Origin of the sequence: Pseudomonas sp. FP597 (genome assembly GCF_030687435.1) — a bacterium.
Classification (GTDB): domain Bacteria; phylum Pseudomonadota; class Gammaproteobacteria; order Pseudomonadales; family Pseudomonadaceae; genus Aquipseudomonas; species Aquipseudomonas lactucae.
In genome coordinates this window covers 1,793,214-1,810,228 of sequence record NZ_CP117432.1, presented here as the reverse complement: position 1 = coordinate 1,810,228, position 17,015 = coordinate 1,793,214, and the positions used below count along the sequence as shown (strand labels likewise).

Sequence of the window (17,015 nt, the reverse complement as noted above, 5' to 3'; positions counted from 1 at the left end):
GTGCTATTTCTCCCCCACCCCAAGTTCAAAGGGCTTGAAGCGCACGACCTCCTCGCCGACCCAATCATTTAGAAGGGCAAGGCGAGTCTGAATTGGCTCAAGCTCCAGGGTGGCCCAAACTTCCCCCGCTTCCATCGGCGAGCCAAAGCCACCCGCGTTCTTCGGCACGATCCCCATCAACTGGGGATAGACCCGCAACGCCGCGAGCACATCGCCCTGGGTCTGGTCCTTGATCGAGTTGAATTCATCCTTGGCCGAAACCTCGCTCACCGGTATCAGTTGTATGCCTTCTTTCTTTCCGTTCGGCGCGTACACAAACAGGTTGCGGAAGTTGCCCGGCCCCTTGGAGTTTTTCAACGCCGTGCGCAGGTCATCAATGTCGGATTCGTTCTGCGCCGCGTCCGTCATGTACAGGATGAAACCCGCATGACTGCCATTCTCGTAGTACTTGCGGCGGAACAACGTCGCCGACTGGTTCAACAGCGCCGATTGCAGTGCACACAGCCACTCCGGCAACCCGTAAATTTCCTGGTGCAGGTCCAGCTCACGCAAGTGGAATACGCTGCCCTGGTCGAACTCGTGTTCATTCTTCCAGCCCTGCACCTGGAAAAAGCGCTGGTCCTTCCCTACCCGCATGTACTTCGCCAGTGCAGGTTTGAGCGCCACGGTCGAGCCCAGCAGTGACCGCCGCGCCTCCACATACCCATTGCCCAATGCCAGGTAGTCCTGGGCGTACTGGTCGAACGCCTCGCGGCTCAACAGCTTGTGCGGAATGAACGTGCGAGTCAGTTGGTTGCGCTTGAAGCGCAGCCCCGAGTCGAGGTGAACGCTGGCCTTCACCGATCGAGCCAGTCCGTCCAGTGACAATGGCGGCTCATACCAGCGCCCGTTAAACCAGCACTCCAACGAGTCGAATATCTCCCTGGCCGATAACACCGACTCAGGCTCGCCGAACGTGAACGCCACCGACTTGTGCTCACTCACCGCCTGCTCCGTGGCAACTGCCACCTCATTGTTTGTACTCATCAAAAAAGCTCCATCCGCCCGGTATTGGCAGCCGTCTGCCCTTCGAGCGGTTCGTGGTGTAGTGCATGGAAAAGCGCCCAGGCCAAGTCGGCGTGGCCGGTTGATTCGCTACGTCCTGCGGTATAGGTGAACTGCCGGCCGCTGGCGGTGATGGTTTTGCGGATCGCCATCAGTGATTGAGCGAAGTCCGTCCAGCCGGCGTCGAACTCCAGCCGGCCTTTATGGATCACGTCATATGCCTTCATCACCAAGCGCGACTTCACCTCTGGCGAATAGCTGAACGTTGTCAGCCCGGGGAAGAACTGCCGCACAAGCTGAGCCACGCCCGAGCCCATGCCGGTTGTGTCGATGCCGATATAGGTCACCCAGTAACGCTGGGTAACCATACGAATTGACTCGGCCTGCGCCGCGAAGTCCATGCCACGGAACTGGTGCCGCTCAAGCACCCGGAACTTACCGCCTGGCACCATCGGCGGCGCAACGACCACCAGGCCAGAGCTATCGCCCGTTTCGGCCGGGTCATAGCCCAACCAAACCTGACGGTCAGCCAGCGGACGCGGCGCCAACGGTTTGTAGTCCTCGGCCCATTCAACCCAACTGTCCACCATGCAAGACTGCAACATCGACAGAGGGAAGATGCTCGCCCCGTCATCCACAAACTGGCACATCAGCAAGTTCTGGAAGGCCTCGGCGTCGTACTCCTGGCGCAGCTCTTCAAGGTCAAACAGGTCACAGCCGCGCTGCTCGGCGTCCAGAATCGTGACGATCTGCCGCCACACCTTGTCCTCGCACAACCGCCCCTGTTGCAGGGCATCGTGGGAAACATCGACAGAAATACGGTTAGCGGCGGGTTTGCCCTTGTTGAATCGCTCTCCCGTCCAGAACGTGTAGGCCTCGTGAGCCATGCTCGACGGCGTGCTGAAGTAGGTGCGGCGGTATTGCTTCTGCATCGCCATGCCCGAGGCGACCTTGTTCAGCTCCTTGAACTTGAACGTCCAGAAGAATTCGTCGAAGTAGAAATTGCCGTGGTAGCCCTGGGCGGTGCGGGCATTGGTGCCCAGGAAGTGCAGCTCGGCGCCGTTCGCCAATGTGATGGGATCGCCGGTCAGTTCAACGCCGACGACTTCCCTGGCAAAGGACTGAATATACGCCTTGAAAATGTGAGCCTGATTCTTCGACGCTGATAGGAAAATCTGGTTACGCCCCGTGGTCAGGGCATCAATCAATGCCTCCCGAGCGAAGTAGAAAGTCGCCCCGATCTGCCGGCTTTTCAGGATGGCCCTGGTGCGCTGATTACCCGCCTTGTACCAATCCAGCTGATAACCGAAGCACCCATCGATAAACGCCTGGGTGAGCAGCTCAATATGCTCTTCGCTGAACTCATTGCGGCTCGGTTTTTTCTTGGGTCCGCTGTTGCGATCATTCAGTTTCGGGTTCAGCTCAGACTCGGTACCGCCCCCCTGGAACCGCTCAATACGGGCCTGGCGCTCCAGCTGCCGATGGAGCAGGTCAATTTCCTTGAAATCGCCGCCGGTCTTACCTTCCTTCAGGATCAACTGCACCAACCGCGCTTCCAACGCGCCGCCAATTCGCTCGACGTTACCCGCTCGGTCCCATTCGTCACGGGTTTTCCAGCTGTGGACGGTCTTCTCTTTTTCGTCCAGGTACTCGGCAATTTCGGTGATGCGCCAACCCGTCCAGTACAAAAATTTGGCCTGGCGACGGTTATCACGGATGGAAATTTCAGCGAGAGCATTCATGGCGCAGATGCTGCCTCCCGCGCGCGTGGTACACCCGCCCCGCTCCCTGTAGAGCCTTGCTCTACAAGTGCGGCTCGTTGCCCGCGAGGCCGCAGCTGCCGACCATGCCCACATCGCAACGGCAGTTCGCCGCCACCGCACTGAGGACTCCCCATGGCCAGCAGCACCAAACAGAAATTCCGCTCCAAGTGGACCCGCATTGCCGTAGAAGGCGCGACCACCGATGGCCGCATCATCGAGCGGAGCTGGATTGCCGACATGGCCTCGCAGTACAGCACCAACACCTATGGCGCTCGCATCAACTGCGAACACATCAAGGGTTACTGGCCCGGTGGCGAATTCGGCGCGTACGGCGACGTTGTGGCGCTTAAGGCTGAAGAAGTCGACATCGCCGGCATCAAGAAACTGGCGTTGTTCGCCCAGCTCGAACCCAATGACGCATTGCTGGCCTTGAACAAGGCAGGTCAGAAAATCTACACCTCGGTGGAGATCCAGCCGAAGTTTGCCGACAGCGGCAAGGCCTACCTGGTTGGCCTCGCCATCACCGACACCCCGGCGAGCCTGGGCACAGAGGCTCTGAGCTTCAGCGCCACACACGGCACTTTGGCCGGACGCAAACAGGATAAAGACAATCTGTTCAGCGCCGCCGAGGAAGCCGAACTCGAATTCGAAGAAGTCACCGACCAGCCGAGTACTTTTGCAGCAATCAAGGCCAAGCTCGGTGAGTTCATCAAACTGAGCAAGGACAAGGATGGCAAGGACGCCAACACTTTCTCCGACATCGGTGAAGCACTGGAAAGCCTGGTAACCCTCGCCACCCAGCAGGCTGAGAAAGCCGACGCTTCAAGCAAGGCCCTGGTCGATCTGAAAAAGCAGTTCACCAGCCTGGATACCGAGCTGAAAGAGCTCAAAACCAAGCTCGGCCAAACCGCTGACCTCAGCCAACCACAGCGTCCGCACAGCACGGGCGGTGCAGGCACCGTACTGACTGCTTACTGAACACACGGCCCGACACCGACAAGCCTATTCACCGGAGAACACCCCCATGCGTAAAGAAACACGCTTCGCCTTCGCCGCCCTGGCCGTGCAGATCGCTCTGCTCAATGGCGTAGCCAGTGCCCACGAAAAATTCAGCGTCGACCCCAGCATCCAGCAAAAACTGGAAGTTGCAGTGCAGGAGTCCGATGGTTTCCTGAAACAGATCAATATCATTGGCGTCGACGAGCAGTCAGGCGAGGCCCTGCTGCTGGGTGTCAATGGCCCGGTAGCAAGCCGCACCGATACCTCCGGTGGCACTCGCCGCAGCCCGCTGGGCCGCAGCACACTGAGCAAAGACACCTACATCTGCAAGCAGACCAACTTCGACAGCGCGTTCCCCTATGCGCTGCTGGATGCCTGGGCCAAGTTTCCAGACTTCCAAGTCAAGCTGAGCAACGCGATCATCCTGCGCCAGGCCCTGGACCGCATCATGATCGGTTTCAACGGCACCAGCGCCGCTGCAACCACCAACCGGGCCGCCAATCCCCTGTTGCAAGACGTCAACATCGGTTGGCTGCAAAAAATCCGCCTCAGCGCCGATGACCGCGTGCTCGACGCGGCCACCATTGGCCCCCGCAAAGTCATCAAGGTTGCGGGAGTCGATACCGTATTTGAAGGTGATTACGCCAACCTCGACGGCCTGGTGTTCGACGCAATCCAAATGCTCGACCCATGGCACCGCACCCGCCCGGATCTGCGCGTATTGGTTTCCCGCAACCTGATGCACAGCAAACTGCTGGCAGCCGTGGAAAAGGGGGCCGACTCCAACCAGGAAGAAAACGCCGCTCAAGAGATTGTCAGCCGCGCCCGTTTGGGTGGCCTGCCTGTCGTCGACGCTCCGTTCTTCCCGGATAACACCGTACTGGTCACCACCCTCAGCAACCTTTCGATCTACTACCAGAACGGTGCACGTCGCCGTCACCTGAAAGACGAACCTGAGCTGGATCGTATCGCCGACTACCAGTCCTCGAACGAAGCCTACGTGATCGAAGACTTCGGCCTGGTCGCCCTGGTGGAAAACATCACGGCCGTCAACTACCCAGCTCCAACCGGGGCATAAGAGGCGCGCCATGCACCAGACACCAGCCCAACGCAACCAGCTGCGCAAACGCGCAGCCATTGAGTCCGCCGCAACTGCGCCGGCCACTTCAATGGAAGGTGCAACCGCCTACGAGCACCAACTCGCCCAGCTGGCACAGCACCGTGCGCGTCTCAAGCAGGTGCAGTCCGACCAGGGCAAAGCTGAACTCAAAGCGCTGCTGATTCCCGAGTACGAGCCCTACGTGCAAGGTGTTTTGGACGCCGGCAACGGCGCTCAAGACGAAGTGCTCACCACCATCATGCTCTGGTGCATTGATGCCGGCGCCTACCCCGGTGCGCTGCAAATCGCTGATTACGTGATCAAACACGGCTTGAAAATGCCGGATCGCTTCGCACGCACTACCGGCACCTTGATCGCCGAAGAAATCGCCGAAGCCGCCCTCAAAGCGCAGAAGGCTGGTGAATGTTTCCCGTTGTGGATTCTGGAGCAGGCCGCCCGCATCACCGCCGAACAGGACATGCCCGACCAAGCCCGCGCCAAGCTGCACCTGGCAATTGGTAAGGAAAACGCCGCAAAAGTGCCGAATGAAAACCTCACGACAACTGACGTTGGTTTTCTGGTGGTGGCAAAGGCTCACCTGAGCAAAGCCATCGATCTGCACAGCAACTGCGGCGGCAAAAAGGATCTGGAGCGCGTCGAGCGCCTCCTCAAAAAATACGCTGCTCCCAGCAGCTAACCGAGCGTCCCCACGCACCCCGCCGGCTCGGGGCGGATCGGCCAGGCCGCTCCTCCTGAACGTGAAGCCCCGACCACCGGCGATCTATCGGAGCCGTCATGAACACCGCCTTTGCCAACCTCTACCAGAGTGCTTTCACTCCAACGGAATCTGAACGGCGCTTGGCTGCTGCGGCTGAACAGTACGTGACCGAAACAGAGGCTTACGACCGCACCGTCTGCACCGGCCCAGTTGTGAAAGGCTCCATCATGCCGGCCGACTCGCACGAACGTGTGCTAGTGAACCGCAATGCCATGCGTGCAATGGACCGTCTCTGTACGCAACACCCCGAATTCACCCGGCAGCAGATCCTGCGCGAAGTTTCCCGCGCAGACATCCGAGGCCCTTCCCTTTGAGCGCATTCGTAGCCAGCGGACCGGTCACCGGCGGTCATATCAACACCGACCCATTCTGGCCCTCAATCGATCTGGAGCAGCTGCGCGCCACCCTGCGCATCGACTCCAGCGTCACCCCAGCCCGCCTGGAAACCGCCGTGATCGCTGCCGCTATCAACCTCAACCGCGAGCTGGGCGACTGGCGAACAGCTCAACAGGCCGCCGGTTACGCCACGCTGGCCGACGTCCCTGGCGATCGCATCAAAGACGTATCGGTAAAGGCCCACCTCTACCGTCGCGCCATCGAAGCCGGCACCGGTGCCGAGGTCTGCGAGCGCTACCGCGACTACAGCGCCACCAATACCGGCAACAACAAGGCTGAAGAGGTTGCACCCACCATCGACGACTACCGCCGCGACCTGCGCTGGGCGATCCGTGATTTTCTCGGGAAAAGCCGCACTACCGTGGAGCTGATCTGATGCCGGTCGCCGTCCGCGCCAACCAAAACGACACCGTCGACGCCCTGTGCTGGCGGTATTACGGCCGAACCGCGGGCGTTACCGAAGCGGTGCTGCAGGCGAACCCCGGCCTGGCCGACTACGGCCCCGTCCTGCCACAAGGCCTCGTTATCAACATGCCCGAAGCCCAAACCAGCGCGCCCCAACGGCAGATGGTGAACCTATGGGACTGACCCACTGCAACCAAGGAAACCCACACCATGGCTGATCCGACTTCCAGCGCTGTGACCGGCCTGCTTATGGGCTTGGGCCTGGCCACCGTGACGCCAATCATCGACGGGGAAGCGCTATTTGGCGCGATTCTCGGCGCTTGGCTGGTGACCAGTACCAAGCGTGATCTCAAGGTTTGGCAGCGCCTGGGCTCCCTGTTTCTATCCGCCGGGGTGGGCTACCTCTTCGCGCCCATGTCGCTGCAGGCAATCCCGTTTATCACCAGTGGCGGCGGCGCGTTCGTCTGCGCGCTGGTGGTCATTCCAATCAGCATCAAATTGATGGTGTGGGTGGAACAGGCGGATATCTGGGACATCTGGCGTCGCATCCGAGGGGGCAGTTGATATGCCAAACATCGAACTGGCCGTGCAGTTGATCACGGCAATCGCCTACCTGCTGAGCGCACTGCGCCTGGCCTGCTACACCCGAGGCGATGCGCGGTATCGGCGCAGCATCTCGCTGCTGGCAAGCCTGTTTGGCGCCACGCTGTGCATTTGCGGTCTAGAGATCTTGCTGTACCGACAGCCCACCAGCGTGGGGCAGGCCGTCTCCGTTGTGCTGCTCTGCACCCTCATTTTCCGTTCACGCGGCAACGTCGCCGCCCTGTTGAGGCCCAGCGCATGACCACCACCCTTCGCCACGGCGACCGCACGCAGGCGGTGCTTATCCTGCAAAAGAATCTCAACAGGCACGGCGCCAACCTGGTACCGGACGGACACTACGGTGATGCCACCGAGGCTGCCGTGCGCGCGTACCAGCGGAAAGTTGGCCTGGTAGCCGATGGCGTTGCTGGCACCAAGACCCAAACCAGCCTGGCAGGCGGTGACTGTGCCCAGCTGCTGCGCAACCACGACCTGGTAACCGCTGCTGAACGCCTTGGCGTACCTCTGGCAACTATCTACGCGGTCAACGAAGTGGAGTCGAAAGGCAAGGGCTTCCTGGACAACGGCAAACCGGTGATCCTATTCGAACGGCACATCATGTACCGCCAGCTCGCCAAGGTTCGGCGCGTGGGCGATGACCCGGCAGAGACAAAGCGCCACGCCGATGAACTGGCCGCGACTAACCCAGCCCTAGTCAACTCGAAGGCCGGTGGCTACATCGGCGGTACCGCCGAACACCAGCGCCTGGCCATGGCGCGGCTGATCGATGACACCGCCGCCCTGGAGTCAGCGTCCTGGGGCGCCTTTCAGATCATGGGGTTCCACTGGCAACGCCTCGGCTACGCCAGCGTGCAGGACTTCGTGGCGGCGATGAGTGTCGGCGAATCTCAACAGTTCGACGCCTTCACCCGCTTCATCGAAACCGATCCAGTGCTACACAAGGCCCTGAAAGCCCGCAAATGGGCCGAGTTCGCGCGGCTCTATAACGGGCCGGACTACCTGCGCAATCTCTACGACACCAAGCTCCAGCGCGCATACGAGCGGCACGCCGGCTGCGAGTGCGGGCAGGGAGTGGCGGCATGATCGACTTCGAAGCGGTGAAAAAATTGCGAGTTCAGGACGGCGATCTACTGGTGGTGCCCGATTCAACCGAACAAGCCGACATGGAGCGGCTGGCCGAGTGCATCCAGTTGATGAACAACGCCAGGGCGGTGATCGTGCGCGGGCCTATCCAGCATCTCGACGCTGCCCGTATGAATAAACTCGGCTGGTACCGCGCGTGAGCACGCTGCGCCAGGCCCTGTACGGCATCGCCCTGCTCGGCGCCCTGGCGCTGCTCCTATGGGGCCAGCACCAGCGCATCAACGTCGCCGAGGGCCACGCCGCACGGGCAAATGACGCAGCCAAAACAGCCCGCGACGACGCGGACCGAAATCTGGCGACTGCCAAAACCCTCGCCGACACGTTGCAACAGGAACGCGAAAGCCAATCTGCCCTACGCGCCCAGCAGGACCAACTGCGCCAGGCCCTGGTAAAGCGCGAGCGAACCATAGAGGAATTGAAACGTGAAAACGACGAACTACGCGACTGGGCTGCTCAGCCTCTGCCTGACGCTGCTCGCCGGCTGCGCGAGCGCCCCGCCATCACCGGCGCCGCCGCTTATCGTGACTGGTTGTCCGGCCGTGGTGCCGTGCCACCTGCCGGCGACCACCCCCCTCAACAACGGTGATCTCCTTACCGACGAAGACCGCGCCGAAGCCGCATGGGCAGACTGCGCGGCACAGATAGACATGGTCTACAAACACCAGCAGGCCAGCCAATGAACAAGCCCGAAAGCCTACGTGCTCATCTGCTGGCCACCGTCGCCGAATTCCAGCATAACCCGGATCTGTTGCTGATCTTCATCGACAACGGCAAGGTCCGCTGCACCGCTGCGGCAAGCCTTTCCTTTGAGTACAGCTACGATCTGCAGATCATCATGACCGGCTTCGCGGGGCATCCTGACAGTGTGATGCTGCCGGTGCTGGGATGGATCAGCATCAATCAACCGGAGCTGCTGGAAAACTACGAAAAGACGCAGAACGGCCTCCAGTTCGAGGCTGACATTCTCGACAAGGACAAGGTAGACCTCGGCCTGACGCTGCATCTGACAGAGCGGGTGGTGGTAGGTAAGGATGACCAAGGCAACACCACCGTGAAACATGCCGGCGAGCCGCAACGTGTGGCGGGCTACCTCGATCCGAATTGGGTGCCAGGTTCCCAGGGCAATGCCAGCGAATGGGTAGTACCCGATGGCCGATAGGCTGGAAGCGCTGGAAACTTGGGCAGCCGGCCTACTGGAGCAGCTCCAGCCCGCCGCCCGGAATCAGCTCGCCCGCTCCATCGGCCAGGAATTGCGCCGTAGCCAGCAGAAGCGCGTGCAGACGCAGCAAAACCCGGACGGCAGCAAGTTCGCGCCACGGAAAAAGCGGGACTTGCGCGGTAAGCAAGGCCGCATCCGCCGCAAGGTTGAGATGTTCAAAAAACTGCGCACCGCGACCTACATGAAGGCCCGAGGCAACAGCAACGCCGTTACCGTGGGCTTCACCGGGCGTATCGCCCGGATTGCTAGGGTTCATCAGTATGGTTTGAAGGATCGTGCGGAGCGTGGAGCGCCCGACGTGCGTTATGAACAGCGCGAGGTTTTGGGGTTCACCGAGATAGATCTTGAACTTATCAAAGACCGCCTGCTAGATCATTTAACCGCTTGAGGCGTTATTGAACACTACGTTCTCCGACATACAAAAAACGAGGTTCAATTTTATCCTTGTACACCTGATGCAAAGTAGCAAGGTAGAGAAAACCAATACCGGTAATTTCGTAGCTGATTTTTATATATTGCTCTTTTGTATCAGCTAGCATGTTGATTGTTTTAGTGGCAATCTCTACCTTCCTCTTTGCCATGCGATAGGACACTAAAATATCACCAAGATACTCTTCTAAAACATAAGAATTATGGTAAAAGTGCATAAAGTTGTGAATATGTAGAGTAAGCATATCATTGGTAAATCTTACTTGATCTTCAAAGTTAGCATACTCAAACTCCTGCTTAACCAAGCGACGAAAAACCCCTCCGAGAATTTTAGCCTTCTGATCCGAGTCTGCTCGCTCAATAACTTCTAGCAACTCATTTATAAACTGCTCCTTTTTGTTTTCCTTCTTCAGAGTTTCGGAGAATGCATTCCATTCATCCGCCGTAAACTCCCCCGCCGTTTTAACAAATTCCTCAACCTTCTTTTTAAATCTACCCTCCCTAAATTGTAGGTAAGTTTTTACAGTCGCCATAGCCGTGGAGACAACCGGTATCTCTTTTAACACCTCGCTCTCGACACATGCATCAAATAGTGCCTCTGCATAATCAACAATAGGGAAATTTTTGACTGAATTAGTAGCGGCCTCTATTTTTCCCTTTTTTTCTTCGGTCATGTCCACAAGCTCCATAAGTTCAAAATCAAGAAACACCGACAAAACGTAGCCTTGGTCTGACGATAGATCAAATTAAAGTTGTAGGAATGGACGCTACAACCGGCGAAAGCTGCGCTCGCGTACGCGCAACGCCACCATCGGCGCCATGAACGATCTCGCCGCCCTCTCTCGCCTGCTCGAAAACCTCATCCGCTTCGGCGTCATCGCTGACGTGCAGATGGAGCCCCCGCGCGTGCAAGTAACAACCGGCACGCTGACCACCGCCTGGCTTCCATGGCTTGCTCCGCGCGCCGGATCCGACCGCGAGTGGGATCCGCCCACCATTGGCGAGCAGGTGATCCTGTTCAGCCCGTCCGGCCAACTCGCTAACGGCATCGTCGTGACAGGAGTGTTCAGCGACCACATCCCGGCCAATGGCAACCGCGCCGGCCTGCACCGCCGAACCTACGGTGACGGTACGGTGATCGAGTACGACAGCGTGGCCCACCACCTAAACGCCACACTGGTCGACGGCGGCACCACCAATCTGATCAGCCGTGGCGGCATCAACCTGGTCGGCGACATCACACACCAGGGCGACTACATCCAAACCGGAAATCAGACCGTCACTGGCCGGGTTGACGTGTCAATTGACGTAGTCGCAGCTGGCGTCAGCTTGGTCAAACACCCGCACACCGGCGTCAGGGCCGGCGGCGACCAGTCGGGGGTGCCCATCCCATCATGAACCGACAAACCGGCGGCGCCATCGGCGAGCGTGACCATATCAGTCAGGCGATCACCGATATTCTGACCACCCGAATCGGCACCCGCGTGATGCGCCGCGAATACGGCAGCCTCTTGCCCGAGCTGATGGACCATCCCTTCAACGAAGTTACTCGCCTGCGTGTATACGCGGCCACCGTCATGGCATTGATGCGCTGGGAAACCCGCATCAGCTTGAGTCGCGTGCAGTTTGTGGGAGCGAACATGCAAGGCCAGGCCTCGATCGATCTGGAGGGCACTGTGGTGGATACCAATGAACCGCTGAGCCTCAGCGTGCCGCTGCAGCTGGGAGGCAGTGTATGAACAGTTTCGCCGCCATCGATCTTAGCCAACTCCCGCCACCGCAGATCGTCGAGCAGATCGACTTCGAACAGATCCTGGCCGAACGCAAGGCCTATACAATCAGTCTGTGGCCGGTCGAGGAACAGGCCCAAATTGCCGCACGCCTGGAGATGGAATCAGAGCCACTGACTAAGTTGGTGCAGGAGAACGCCTATCGCGAAACCGTGTGGCGTCAGCGGGTCAATGAGGCGTGCCTTGCCAATTTGCTCGCCACAGCCCGTGGCACAGACTTGGAACAGTTGGCCGCCAATTTCAACGTCAAGCGCTTGGTGATCCAGGAAGGCAGGGCGAACGCAGTGCCGCCAGTGCCTAAGTTGATGGAGAGCGACGACAGCCTGCGCGAGCGTGCGCAAATGGCCTGGGAAGGTTTGAGCACCGCCGGCCCCCGCAACAGCTACATTTTTCACGCCAGGGCTGCGGACGGTCGTGTGGCCGACGCCACCGCCGAAAGCCCCTCACCCTCCGTCGCCGTGGTCACGGTGCAGTCATTGCTGGGCGATGGTATGGCTCCCCCGGATTTGCTTGCCATCGTCAACACTTACCTGAGCGACGACGACCGCCGGCCTGTGTGCGACCGCCTCACCGTTCAAGGTGCGCAGATCCTCAATTACCAAGTCAAAGCCAAGCTCTATCTGCTGTCGAGCGGCCCGGAGTCGGAACCTATCCTGGCTGCTGCCGAACAGCGCCTGCTGACCTACGTTCATCAACGGCGCCGCTTGGGGATGGAGGTTTCGGAATCAGCCCTGCATGCCGCGCTCCATGTCGAAGGCGTGCGCAAGGTCGAGCTGGAAGGTTGGGTGGACATCGTCGCGACTAAGGCTCAAGCGCCCTATTGCACCGGCGTCACATTGAGTCGGGGCGTTGAGTGATGGGTGCGCAGCAGCTGTTACCGGGAAACGCTACACCGCTGGAACGCCAGGCGGCGCAGGCACTCGCACAGATCCAGCGCGTCCCTATCCCTTTGCGACAGCTCTGCAACCCGAACACATGCCCCATCGATCTGTTGCCCTATCTGGCTTGGGCTTTCTCGGTTGATCGATGGGACAGCAAGTGGACCGAGGCTGCGAAACGCGCGGCAATCCGTTCCTCTCACTACATACACTCGCGCAAAGGCACCATCGGTGCGCTGCGCCGCGTTGTTGAACCGCTCGGTTACCTGATCGAGGTTCTGGAGTGGTGGCAGACAACCCCCGAAGGCGTACCCGCCACTTTCGCGTTGAAGGTCGGCGTGCTGGATACCGGCATCACCGAAGAAATGTATCAGGAGCTGACGTGGCTGATCGACGACGCCAAGCCGCTCACCCGCCACCTGACAGGCCTGGCAATCAGCCTGGAAACCCAAGGGGTTTTGAACATCAGCGTCGCTCTGTACGAAGGCGACGAAATCGACATTTACCCACCGGTCATGCGTGACATTGAGGTCACCGGGACCATAGGCATTGTTGGGCGCGAACACTCCATAGACACCCTGGACGTTTATTATGATTGATGCGAACTCTCAGTTTTTCGCGATCCTCACCGCAGTGGGGAGAGCCAAGCAAGCGAACGCCGACGCGCTCGGCGTACCTTGGAAACTCACCGAGATGGGCGTGGGCGATGCCAATGGCACGGACCCCATTCCGAACGAACTGCAAACCCGGCTTATCAATGAGTGGCGCCGCCGTCCGCTGAATCAGCTGCGAGTAGATCCGGCCAACGCTGCTGTAATTATTGCCGAACAAATTATCCCGGCCGATGAAGGCGGACGCTGGATCCGTGAGATCGGTCTGTACGACGCGGACGGTGACCTGGTGGCCGTGGCGAACTGCGCACCAAGCTACAAGCCGGCGCTATCGCAAGGGTCGGGACGCACCCAAGTCGTGCGGATGAATTTCATCGTCGCAAGCACCGGTAACATCACGCTCAAGATTGACCCAGCAGTGGTGCTGGCAACACGCGAGTATGTCGATCTGCGGATCATGGAAGAGCTGTACAAGCTCGACAACAAGCAATCGGTGCGTTTGGCCACCACGGCCAACATCGCTCTGGCGGGCCTTCAGACCATCGACGGGATTGAGTTGGTTGCTGGGGATCGGGTGCTGGTAAAAAACCAGGCTGTCGCCAAGGACAACGGCTTGTACATTGCGGCAGCTGCCATATGGAAGCGCTCGGAAGATGCCGACAGCAACGCTGAAATAACGTCGGCGTTGCTGGTGTCAGTCGAGCAAGGCGCCACCTTGGCTGATACACGCTGGCAGCTGATCACGGATGGGGTGATCGTCCTGGGCACTACGCCCTTGACGTTTCAGAATGTGACTCAGGGGTTTGCACCGATCAATTCCCCTGCACTGCTTGGAACACCAACAGGGCCGACCCCACCCAAGTTCAATAACAGCAAGCTGCTTGCGACTACCGAGTTCGTCCAGGCCGCTATCGGTAGTTATGCCGGGCAAACGAACTACTTGGGGAATACCGCTTTAACGGCAGCAGACGTTGGAAAACTGAGTAACTTCGCTCAGTTGTCAGTGGCTACGTTGCCGCCGTCCGCGACTGTGGTCCCTGGAGGACTGATCATCATTGGCAGCTCTTTGGCAGGGGGAGTAACGGTGACCGCTGCCCCGGGGGATACGCTGACGAACGTCTCAACGACTCCCGGACCTTTCTTTCTTCAGGTTGGCACCTTCGGCGTTTTTCGCCGATTGTTGGGCGGTAGCGGGTGGAGCTTTGACGGCGGTGACGCAGCGCTTAAGTATTCGCCAATGTTCGCAAGTAATCGCGCAGCCAATGGCTGGAAGTACGATCCGAGCGGCTTGTTAGAGCAATGGGGCGTTATTCCGGCTATCCCGGCAGGAGGTTCCGCCCTGGTCAACTTCCCGACCGCCTTCAACGCCGGCGCAATTGGTTATGCACTGGCGTCTGGTGCTTCTGCTGCGGGCGTTCCAGGCGTGAACGTCAACAACGTATCGGAAACTCAGGTTCGTTTCTGGAATCAGTCAAACACCGCCAGTACGCAGGCGGGTGGTTATCGCGTCATCGGTTACTGAGGAGAGTTTTATGCTCGCGTCAAAATCAAAATGTGGTTTTTATGACCCGGCCTTTAATCATTCGATACCGGATGACGCGGTGGAAATCACCGACGAAGAACATGCCGCACTGCTGACAGGGCAAGGAGAGGGCAAGGTGATCACTTGGGCCGAGAATGGTTTTCCGTTCCTGGCCGATCCGCCTGCCCCTTCCCTGGAAGAACTCGCAGTGGTGGAACGCGCATGGCGTGACTTGCAGCTCGCTGCAACGGACAGCATCGTAACGCGGCACCGCGACGAACTGGAGGATGGTTCGCCAACCTCCCTTACGCCTGACCAATACGCCGAGCTGCAAGCCTATCGCCGGCAGTTGCGTGATTGGCCGGAAGCCGGCGAATTCCCTCTGAACGAGCATCGACCGGCAGCGCCTGGGTGGCTGGCGGTAACCGCGGGGTGATTCGACTTCGGGACATTCACCACTTGATCCTGTAGCCACCCCGCTTACAAGCCACGCCGCTCGCCCAACCGGCGCGCGCGCGGCAGCCTGTGCACTGTCATTCCATCACAGCGCAGGCACAACCCATGGCCGATTATCTCCACGGCGTGCGGGTCATCGAACTCAACGACGGCACCCGCCCCATTCGCACTATTCCCACCGCAGTTATCGGCATGGTTTGCACGGCTGAAGATGCGGACCCGCTCGTTTTCCCCCTGGACACGCCCGTCCTGATCACCAACGTGCAAACCGCCGTCGGTAAAGCCGGCGTCAAGGGCACCCTGGCTGCGAGCCTGCAAGGCATCGCCGACCAGACCAAGCCCTACGTCATCGTGGTACGGGTCAAGGAAGGTGCCGACGAAGCGGCCACTACCAGCGCCCTGATCGGCGGCACCACTCCGACCGGTCAGTACACGGGCATGAAAGCCCTGCTCGCCGCCAAGGCGCGCCTCGGTCTCACGCCGCGTATTCTCGGTGTGCCTGGCTTGGACAGTCAGCCGGTCGCCACCGCCCTGGTCGCCATCGCCAAGGACCTGCGCGCCTTCGCCTACGTCAGCGCCTGGAACTGCAAAACCAAGGAAGAAGTGGTGGCGTACCGCGAGAACTTCGGCGCTCGCGAAGTCATGGTGATCTGGCCAGACTTCTTGAACTGGGACACCGTCGCCAACAAGACCGCGACCGCCTCGGCAGTTGCCCGTGCCCTTGGCCTGCGCGCCAAGATCGATCAGGAAACGGGCTGGCATAAAACCCTGTCCAACGTGGCCGTCAGCGGCGTGACCGGTATCAGCGCCGACGTGTTCTGGGATCTGCAGAACCCGGCCACCGACGCCAACTACCTCAACAGCAACGAAATCACCACGCTGATCAACGCCAATGGCTTCCGCTTCTGGGGTAGCCGCACCTGCAGCGATGATCCGTTGTTCGCTTTCGAGAACTACACCCGCACGGCGCAGATCCTCGCTGACACCATGGCCGAGGCGCACATGTGGGCCATTGACCGGCCCATGCACGCCTCCCTGGTGCGCGACCTGGTCGAAGGGGTGAACGCCAAAATGCGCGAGATGAAATCCCAGGGCTACCTGATCGGCGGCAGCTGCTGGTACCCGGACGACATCAACACCAAAGACACCCTCAAGGACGGCAAGCTCTGGGTGGATTACGACTACACCCCCGTGCCGCCACTTGAAGACCTCACCTTCCGCCAGCGAATCACCGACCGTTACCTGATCGACTTCGCCAAGGGCATCAACAGCTAAACCGGGCCTCCCCGCGAGGGGAGTTCACCCTGAACACGTATCCCGGAGAACACCGCCATGGCAATGCCTCGCAAACTCAAGAACCTCAACCTGTTCAATGACGGCAACAGTTACCTCGGCGTAGCGAAGTCGGTCACCCTGCCCGCCCTGGGCCGCAAGATGGAAGCCTATCGCGGCGGCGGCATGAGCGGCCCGGTCAAGGCAGACCTCGGTTTCTCAGACGACGGGATCCAGTTCGAGTGGAAGACCGGCGGGATCGATCTGATCTCTCTGCGTCAGTTCGGCGCCGTCAATGCGTCCAGCGTGGCCCTGCGCTTCTCTGGTCCTTACCAGCAAGACGACACAGGCGAAGTCAGCAACGTGGAAGTGGTTGTGCGTGGCCGTCACGAAACCATCGAGATGGGCGACGCCCAGCCCGGCGAGGACACTGAACACTCCATGACCACCACCTGCAGCTACTACAAGCTGACCGTAGATGGCGAAGAAATCATCGAGATCGATCTGCTCAACTTTGTCGAGAAGGTCAACGGTGTGGACATGCTGGAGAAGCACCGCACCGCCATGGGCATCTGACCCACCCCCTCGATCGATCATCACCCTTTAAT

At 59.6% G+C, this 17,015-nt stretch carries 24 protein-coding genes and 1 pseudogene; 22 read left to right on the top strand and 3 right to left on the bottom strand.

Annotated elements, in window-relative coordinates; translation table 11 throughout:
- Positions 1–3: 3 nt before the first annotated feature.
- Complete coding sequence (locus PSH66_RS08455; RefSeq protein WP_305428753.1) at positions 4–1,026, bottom strand: phage portal protein; 1,023 nt, start codon at positions 1,024–1,026, stop codon at positions 4–6.
- Positions 1,026–2,786, bottom strand: coding sequence for a terminase ATPase subunit family protein (locus PSH66_RS08450; protein WP_305428752.1), 1,761 nt, complete (start codon positions 2,784–2,786; stop codon positions 1,026–1,028). Before PSH66_RS08450 ends, PSH66_RS08455 begins: the two co-directional genes overlap by 1 nt.
- Positions 2,787–2,939: 153 nt before the next feature.
- Between PSH66_RS08450 and PSH66_RS08445 the strand changes: the two genes are divergently transcribed.
- From PSH66_RS08445 to PSH66_RS08380, 14 genes and pseudogenes are all read left to right on the top strand, one after another.
- Positions 2,940–3,785: a GPO family capsid scaffolding protein gene (locus tag PSH66_RS08445; protein WP_305428751.1), complete on the top strand. Its 846-nt coding sequence runs from the start codon at positions 2,940–2,942 to the stop codon at positions 3,783–3,785.
- Between the two features lie 46 nt (positions 3,786–3,831).
- Positions 3,832–4,884: a phage major capsid protein, P2 family gene (locus PSH66_RS08440; protein WP_305428750.1), complete on the top strand. Its 1,053-nt coding sequence runs from the start codon at positions 3,832–3,834 to the stop codon at positions 4,882–4,884.
- A gap of 10 nt (positions 4,885–4,894) precedes the next feature.
- Positions 4,895–5,602: a phage terminase small subunit gene (gpM, locus tag PSH66_RS08435; protein WP_305428748.1), complete on the top strand. Its 708-nt coding sequence runs from the start codon at positions 4,895–4,897 to the stop codon at positions 5,600–5,602.
- Between the two features lie 98 nt (positions 5,603–5,700).
- Positions 5,701–5,997 carry a hypothetical protein gene (locus PSH66_RS08430; protein ID WP_305428746.1) on the top strand — a complete coding sequence of 99 codons (297 nt, stop codon included), beginning with the start codon at positions 5,701–5,703 and terminating at the stop codon, positions 5,995–5,997.
- Complete coding sequence (locus PSH66_RS08425) at positions 5,994–6,455, top strand: head completion/stabilization protein (RefSeq protein WP_305428744.1); 462 nt, start codon at positions 5,994–5,996, stop codon at positions 6,453–6,455. Before PSH66_RS08430 ends, PSH66_RS08425 begins: the two co-directional genes overlap by 4 nt.
- Positions 6,455–6,667 carry a tail protein X gene (locus PSH66_RS08420; RefSeq protein WP_200657612.1) on the top strand — a complete coding sequence of 71 codons (213 nt, stop codon included), beginning with the start codon at positions 6,455–6,457 and terminating at the stop codon, positions 6,665–6,667. Before PSH66_RS08425 ends, PSH66_RS08420 begins: the two co-directional genes overlap by 1 nt.
- Before the next feature lie 27 nt (positions 6,668–6,694).
- Entirely contained in the window at positions 6,695–7,048 is a 354-nt protein-coding gene (locus tag PSH66_RS08415; RefSeq protein ID WP_305428743.1) for a putative holin, read from the top strand.
- A 1-nt stretch (position 7,049) separates the two neighbouring features.
- Positions 7,050–7,328, top strand: coding sequence for a phage holin family protein (locus PSH66_RS08410; protein ID WP_305428741.1), 279 nt, complete (start codon positions 7,050–7,052; stop codon positions 7,326–7,328).
- Positions 7,325–8,170 (top strand): N-acetylmuramidase family protein, encoded by an 846-nt coding sequence (locus PSH66_RS08405; RefSeq protein ID WP_305428739.1) that lies wholly within the window; start codon positions 7,325–7,327, stop codon positions 8,168–8,170. Before PSH66_RS08410 ends, PSH66_RS08405 begins: the two co-directional genes overlap by 4 nt.
- Entirely contained in the window at positions 8,167–8,370 is a 204-nt protein-coding gene (locus PSH66_RS08400) for a hypothetical protein (protein ID WP_078049788.1), read from the top strand. The genes PSH66_RS08405 and PSH66_RS08400 overlap by 4 nt, the downstream gene beginning before the upstream one ends.
- A pseudogene (lysB, locus tag PSH66_RS08395) lies at positions 8,367–8,732 on the top strand (Rz-like lysis system protein LysB); the annotation flags it as partial. The gene PSH66_RS08400 and the pseudogene lysB, both read left to right, overlap by 4 nt.
- Positions 8,653–8,910, top strand: coding sequence for an Rz1-like lysis system protein LysC (gene lysC, locus PSH66_RS08390; RefSeq protein WP_305428736.1), 258 nt, complete (start codon positions 8,653–8,655; stop codon positions 8,908–8,910). The pseudogene lysB and the gene lysC, both read left to right, overlap by 80 nt.
- Positions 8,907–9,389, top strand: coding sequence for a phage tail protein (locus tag PSH66_RS08385; RefSeq protein ID WP_305428734.1), 483 nt, complete (start codon positions 8,907–8,909; stop codon positions 9,387–9,389). The genes lysC and PSH66_RS08385 overlap by 4 nt, the downstream gene beginning before the upstream one ends.
- Positions 9,379–9,837 carry a phage virion morphogenesis protein gene (locus tag PSH66_RS08380; protein ID WP_305428732.1) on the top strand — a complete coding sequence of 153 codons (459 nt, stop codon included), beginning with the start codon at positions 9,379–9,381 and terminating at the stop codon, positions 9,835–9,837. Before PSH66_RS08385 ends, PSH66_RS08380 begins: the two co-directional genes overlap by 11 nt.
- Before the next feature lie 4 nt (positions 9,838–9,841).
- Here PSH66_RS08380 and PSH66_RS08375 read toward each other — a convergent pair whose 3' ends face one another.
- Complete coding sequence (locus tag PSH66_RS08375) at positions 9,842–10,552, bottom strand: hypothetical protein (RefSeq protein ID WP_305428730.1); 711 nt, start codon at positions 10,550–10,552, stop codon at positions 9,842–9,844.
- A 145-nt stretch (positions 10,553–10,697) separates the two neighbouring features.
- Between PSH66_RS08375 and PSH66_RS08370 the strand changes: the two genes are divergently transcribed.
- The 8 genes from PSH66_RS08370 (at position 10,698) to PSH66_RS08335 (ending at position 16,983) form a co-directional block, all read left to right on the top strand.
- Complete coding sequence (locus PSH66_RS08370) at positions 10,698–11,276, top strand: phage baseplate assembly protein V (protein ID WP_305428728.1); 579 nt, start codon at positions 10,698–10,700, stop codon at positions 11,274–11,276.
- Positions 11,273–11,617, top strand: a complete 345-nt coding sequence (locus PSH66_RS08365; protein WP_305428726.1) for a GPW/gp25 family protein — start codon at positions 11,273–11,275, stop codon at positions 11,615–11,617. The genes PSH66_RS08370 and PSH66_RS08365 overlap by 4 nt, the downstream gene beginning before the upstream one ends.
- Positions 11,614–12,525 carry a baseplate assembly protein gene (locus PSH66_RS08360; protein WP_305428724.1) on the top strand — a complete coding sequence of 304 codons (912 nt, stop codon included), beginning with the start codon at positions 11,614–11,616 and terminating at the stop codon, positions 12,523–12,525. Before PSH66_RS08365 ends, PSH66_RS08360 begins: the two co-directional genes overlap by 4 nt.
- Positions 12,525–13,145 (top strand): phage tail protein I, encoded by a 621-nt coding sequence (locus PSH66_RS08355; protein ID WP_305428723.1) that lies wholly within the window; start codon positions 12,525–12,527, stop codon positions 13,143–13,145. The genes PSH66_RS08360 and PSH66_RS08355 overlap by 1 nt, the downstream gene beginning before the upstream one ends.
- On the top strand, positions 13,138–14,679 hold the full coding sequence (locus PSH66_RS08350; protein ID WP_305428721.1) for a phage tail protein: 1,542 nt from the start codon (positions 13,138–13,140) through the stop codon (positions 14,677–14,679). Before PSH66_RS08355 ends, PSH66_RS08350 begins: the two co-directional genes overlap by 8 nt.
- Positions 14,680–14,689: 10 nt before the next feature.
- Complete coding sequence (locus tag PSH66_RS08345; RefSeq protein ID WP_305428719.1) at positions 14,690–15,115, top strand: phage tail assembly chaperone; 426 nt, start codon at positions 14,690–14,692, stop codon at positions 15,113–15,115.
- 125 nt (positions 15,116–15,240) lie between these two features.
- Entirely contained in the window at positions 15,241–16,410 is a 1,170-nt protein-coding gene (locus tag PSH66_RS08340) for a phage tail sheath protein (protein WP_305428717.1), read from the top strand.
- 57 nt (positions 16,411–16,467) lie between these two features.
- Entirely contained in the window at positions 16,468–16,983 is a 516-nt protein-coding gene (locus PSH66_RS08335) for a phage major tail tube protein (protein ID WP_305428715.1), read from the top strand.
- Positions 16,984–17,015 lie beyond the last annotated feature (32 nt).

Excerpts from the sequence above, each read along its gene's own strand:
- PSH66_RS08455 (WP_305428753.1), bottom strand. The coding sequence starts at position 1,026 with ATGAGTACAAACAATGAGGTGGCAGTTGCCACGGAGCAGGCGGTGAGT.
- PSH66_RS08335 (WP_305428715.1), top strand. The coding sequence starts at position 16,468 with ATGGCAATGCCTCGCAAACTCAAGAACCTCAACCTGTTCAATGACGGC.
- PSH66_RS08400 (WP_078049788.1), top strand. The coding sequence starts at position 8,167 with ATGATCGACTTCGAAGCGGTGAAAAAATTGCGAGTTCAGGACGGCGAT.
- PSH66_RS08355 (WP_305428723.1), top strand. The coding sequence starts at position 12,525 with ATGGGTGCGCAGCAGCTGTTACCGGGAAACGCTACACCGCTGGAACGC.
- PSH66_RS08405 (WP_305428739.1), top strand. The coding sequence starts at position 7,325 with ATGACCACCACCCTTCGCCACGGCGACCGCACGCAGGCGGTGCTTATC.
- PSH66_RS08345 (WP_305428719.1), top strand. The coding sequence starts at position 14,690 with ATGCTCGCGTCAAAATCAAAATGTGGTTTTTATGACCCGGCCTTTAAT.
- PSH66_RS08370 (WP_305428728.1), top strand. The coding sequence starts at position 10,698 with ATGAACGATCTCGCCGCCCTCTCTCGCCTGCTCGAAAACCTCATCCGC.
- PSH66_RS08365 (WP_305428726.1), top strand. The coding sequence starts at position 11,273 with ATGAACCGACAAACCGGCGGCGCCATCGGCGAGCGTGACCATATCAGT.
- PSH66_RS08380 (WP_305428732.1), top strand. The coding sequence starts at position 9,379 with ATGGCCGATAGGCTGGAAGCGCTGGAAACTTGGGCAGCCGGCCTACTG.
- PSH66_RS08450 (WP_305428752.1), bottom strand. The coding sequence starts at position 2,786 with ATGAATGCTCTCGCTGAAATTTCCATCCGTGATAACCGTCGCCAGGCC.
- PSH66_RS08385 (WP_305428734.1), top strand. The coding sequence starts at position 8,907 with ATGAACAAGCCCGAAAGCCTACGTGCTCATCTGCTGGCCACCGTCGCC.
- PSH66_RS08445 (WP_305428751.1), top strand. The coding sequence starts at position 2,940 with ATGGCCAGCAGCACCAAACAGAAATTCCGCTCCAAGTGGACCCGCATT.
- PSH66_RS08375 (WP_305428730.1), bottom strand. The coding sequence starts at position 10,552 with ATGACCGAAGAAAAAAAGGGAAAAATAGAGGCCGCTACTAATTCAGTC.
- PSH66_RS08430 (WP_305428746.1), top strand. The coding sequence starts at position 5,701 with ATGAACACCGCCTTTGCCAACCTCTACCAGAGTGCTTTCACTCCAACG.
- PSH66_RS08440 (WP_305428750.1), top strand. The coding sequence starts at position 3,832 with ATGCGTAAAGAAACACGCTTCGCCTTCGCCGCCCTGGCCGTGCAGATC.
- gpM (WP_305428748.1), top strand. The coding sequence starts at position 4,895 with ATGCACCAGACACCAGCCCAACGCAACCAGCTGCGCAAACGCGCAGCC.
- PSH66_RS08420 (WP_200657612.1), top strand. The coding sequence starts at position 6,455 with ATGCCGGTCGCCGTCCGCGCCAACCAAAACGACACCGTCGACGCCCTG.
- PSH66_RS08350 (WP_305428721.1), top strand. The coding sequence starts at position 13,138 with ATGATTGATGCGAACTCTCAGTTTTTCGCGATCCTCACCGCAGTGGGG.
- PSH66_RS08340 (WP_305428717.1), top strand. The coding sequence starts at position 15,241 with ATGGCCGATTATCTCCACGGCGTGCGGGTCATCGAACTCAACGACGGC.
- PSH66_RS08410 (WP_305428741.1), top strand. The coding sequence starts at position 7,050 with ATGCCAAACATCGAACTGGCCGTGCAGTTGATCACGGCAATCGCCTAC.
- PSH66_RS08415 (WP_305428743.1), top strand. The coding sequence starts at position 6,695 with ATGGCTGATCCGACTTCCAGCGCTGTGACCGGCCTGCTTATGGGCTTG.
- PSH66_RS08360 (WP_305428724.1), top strand. The coding sequence starts at position 11,614 with ATGAACAGTTTCGCCGCCATCGATCTTAGCCAACTCCCGCCACCGCAG.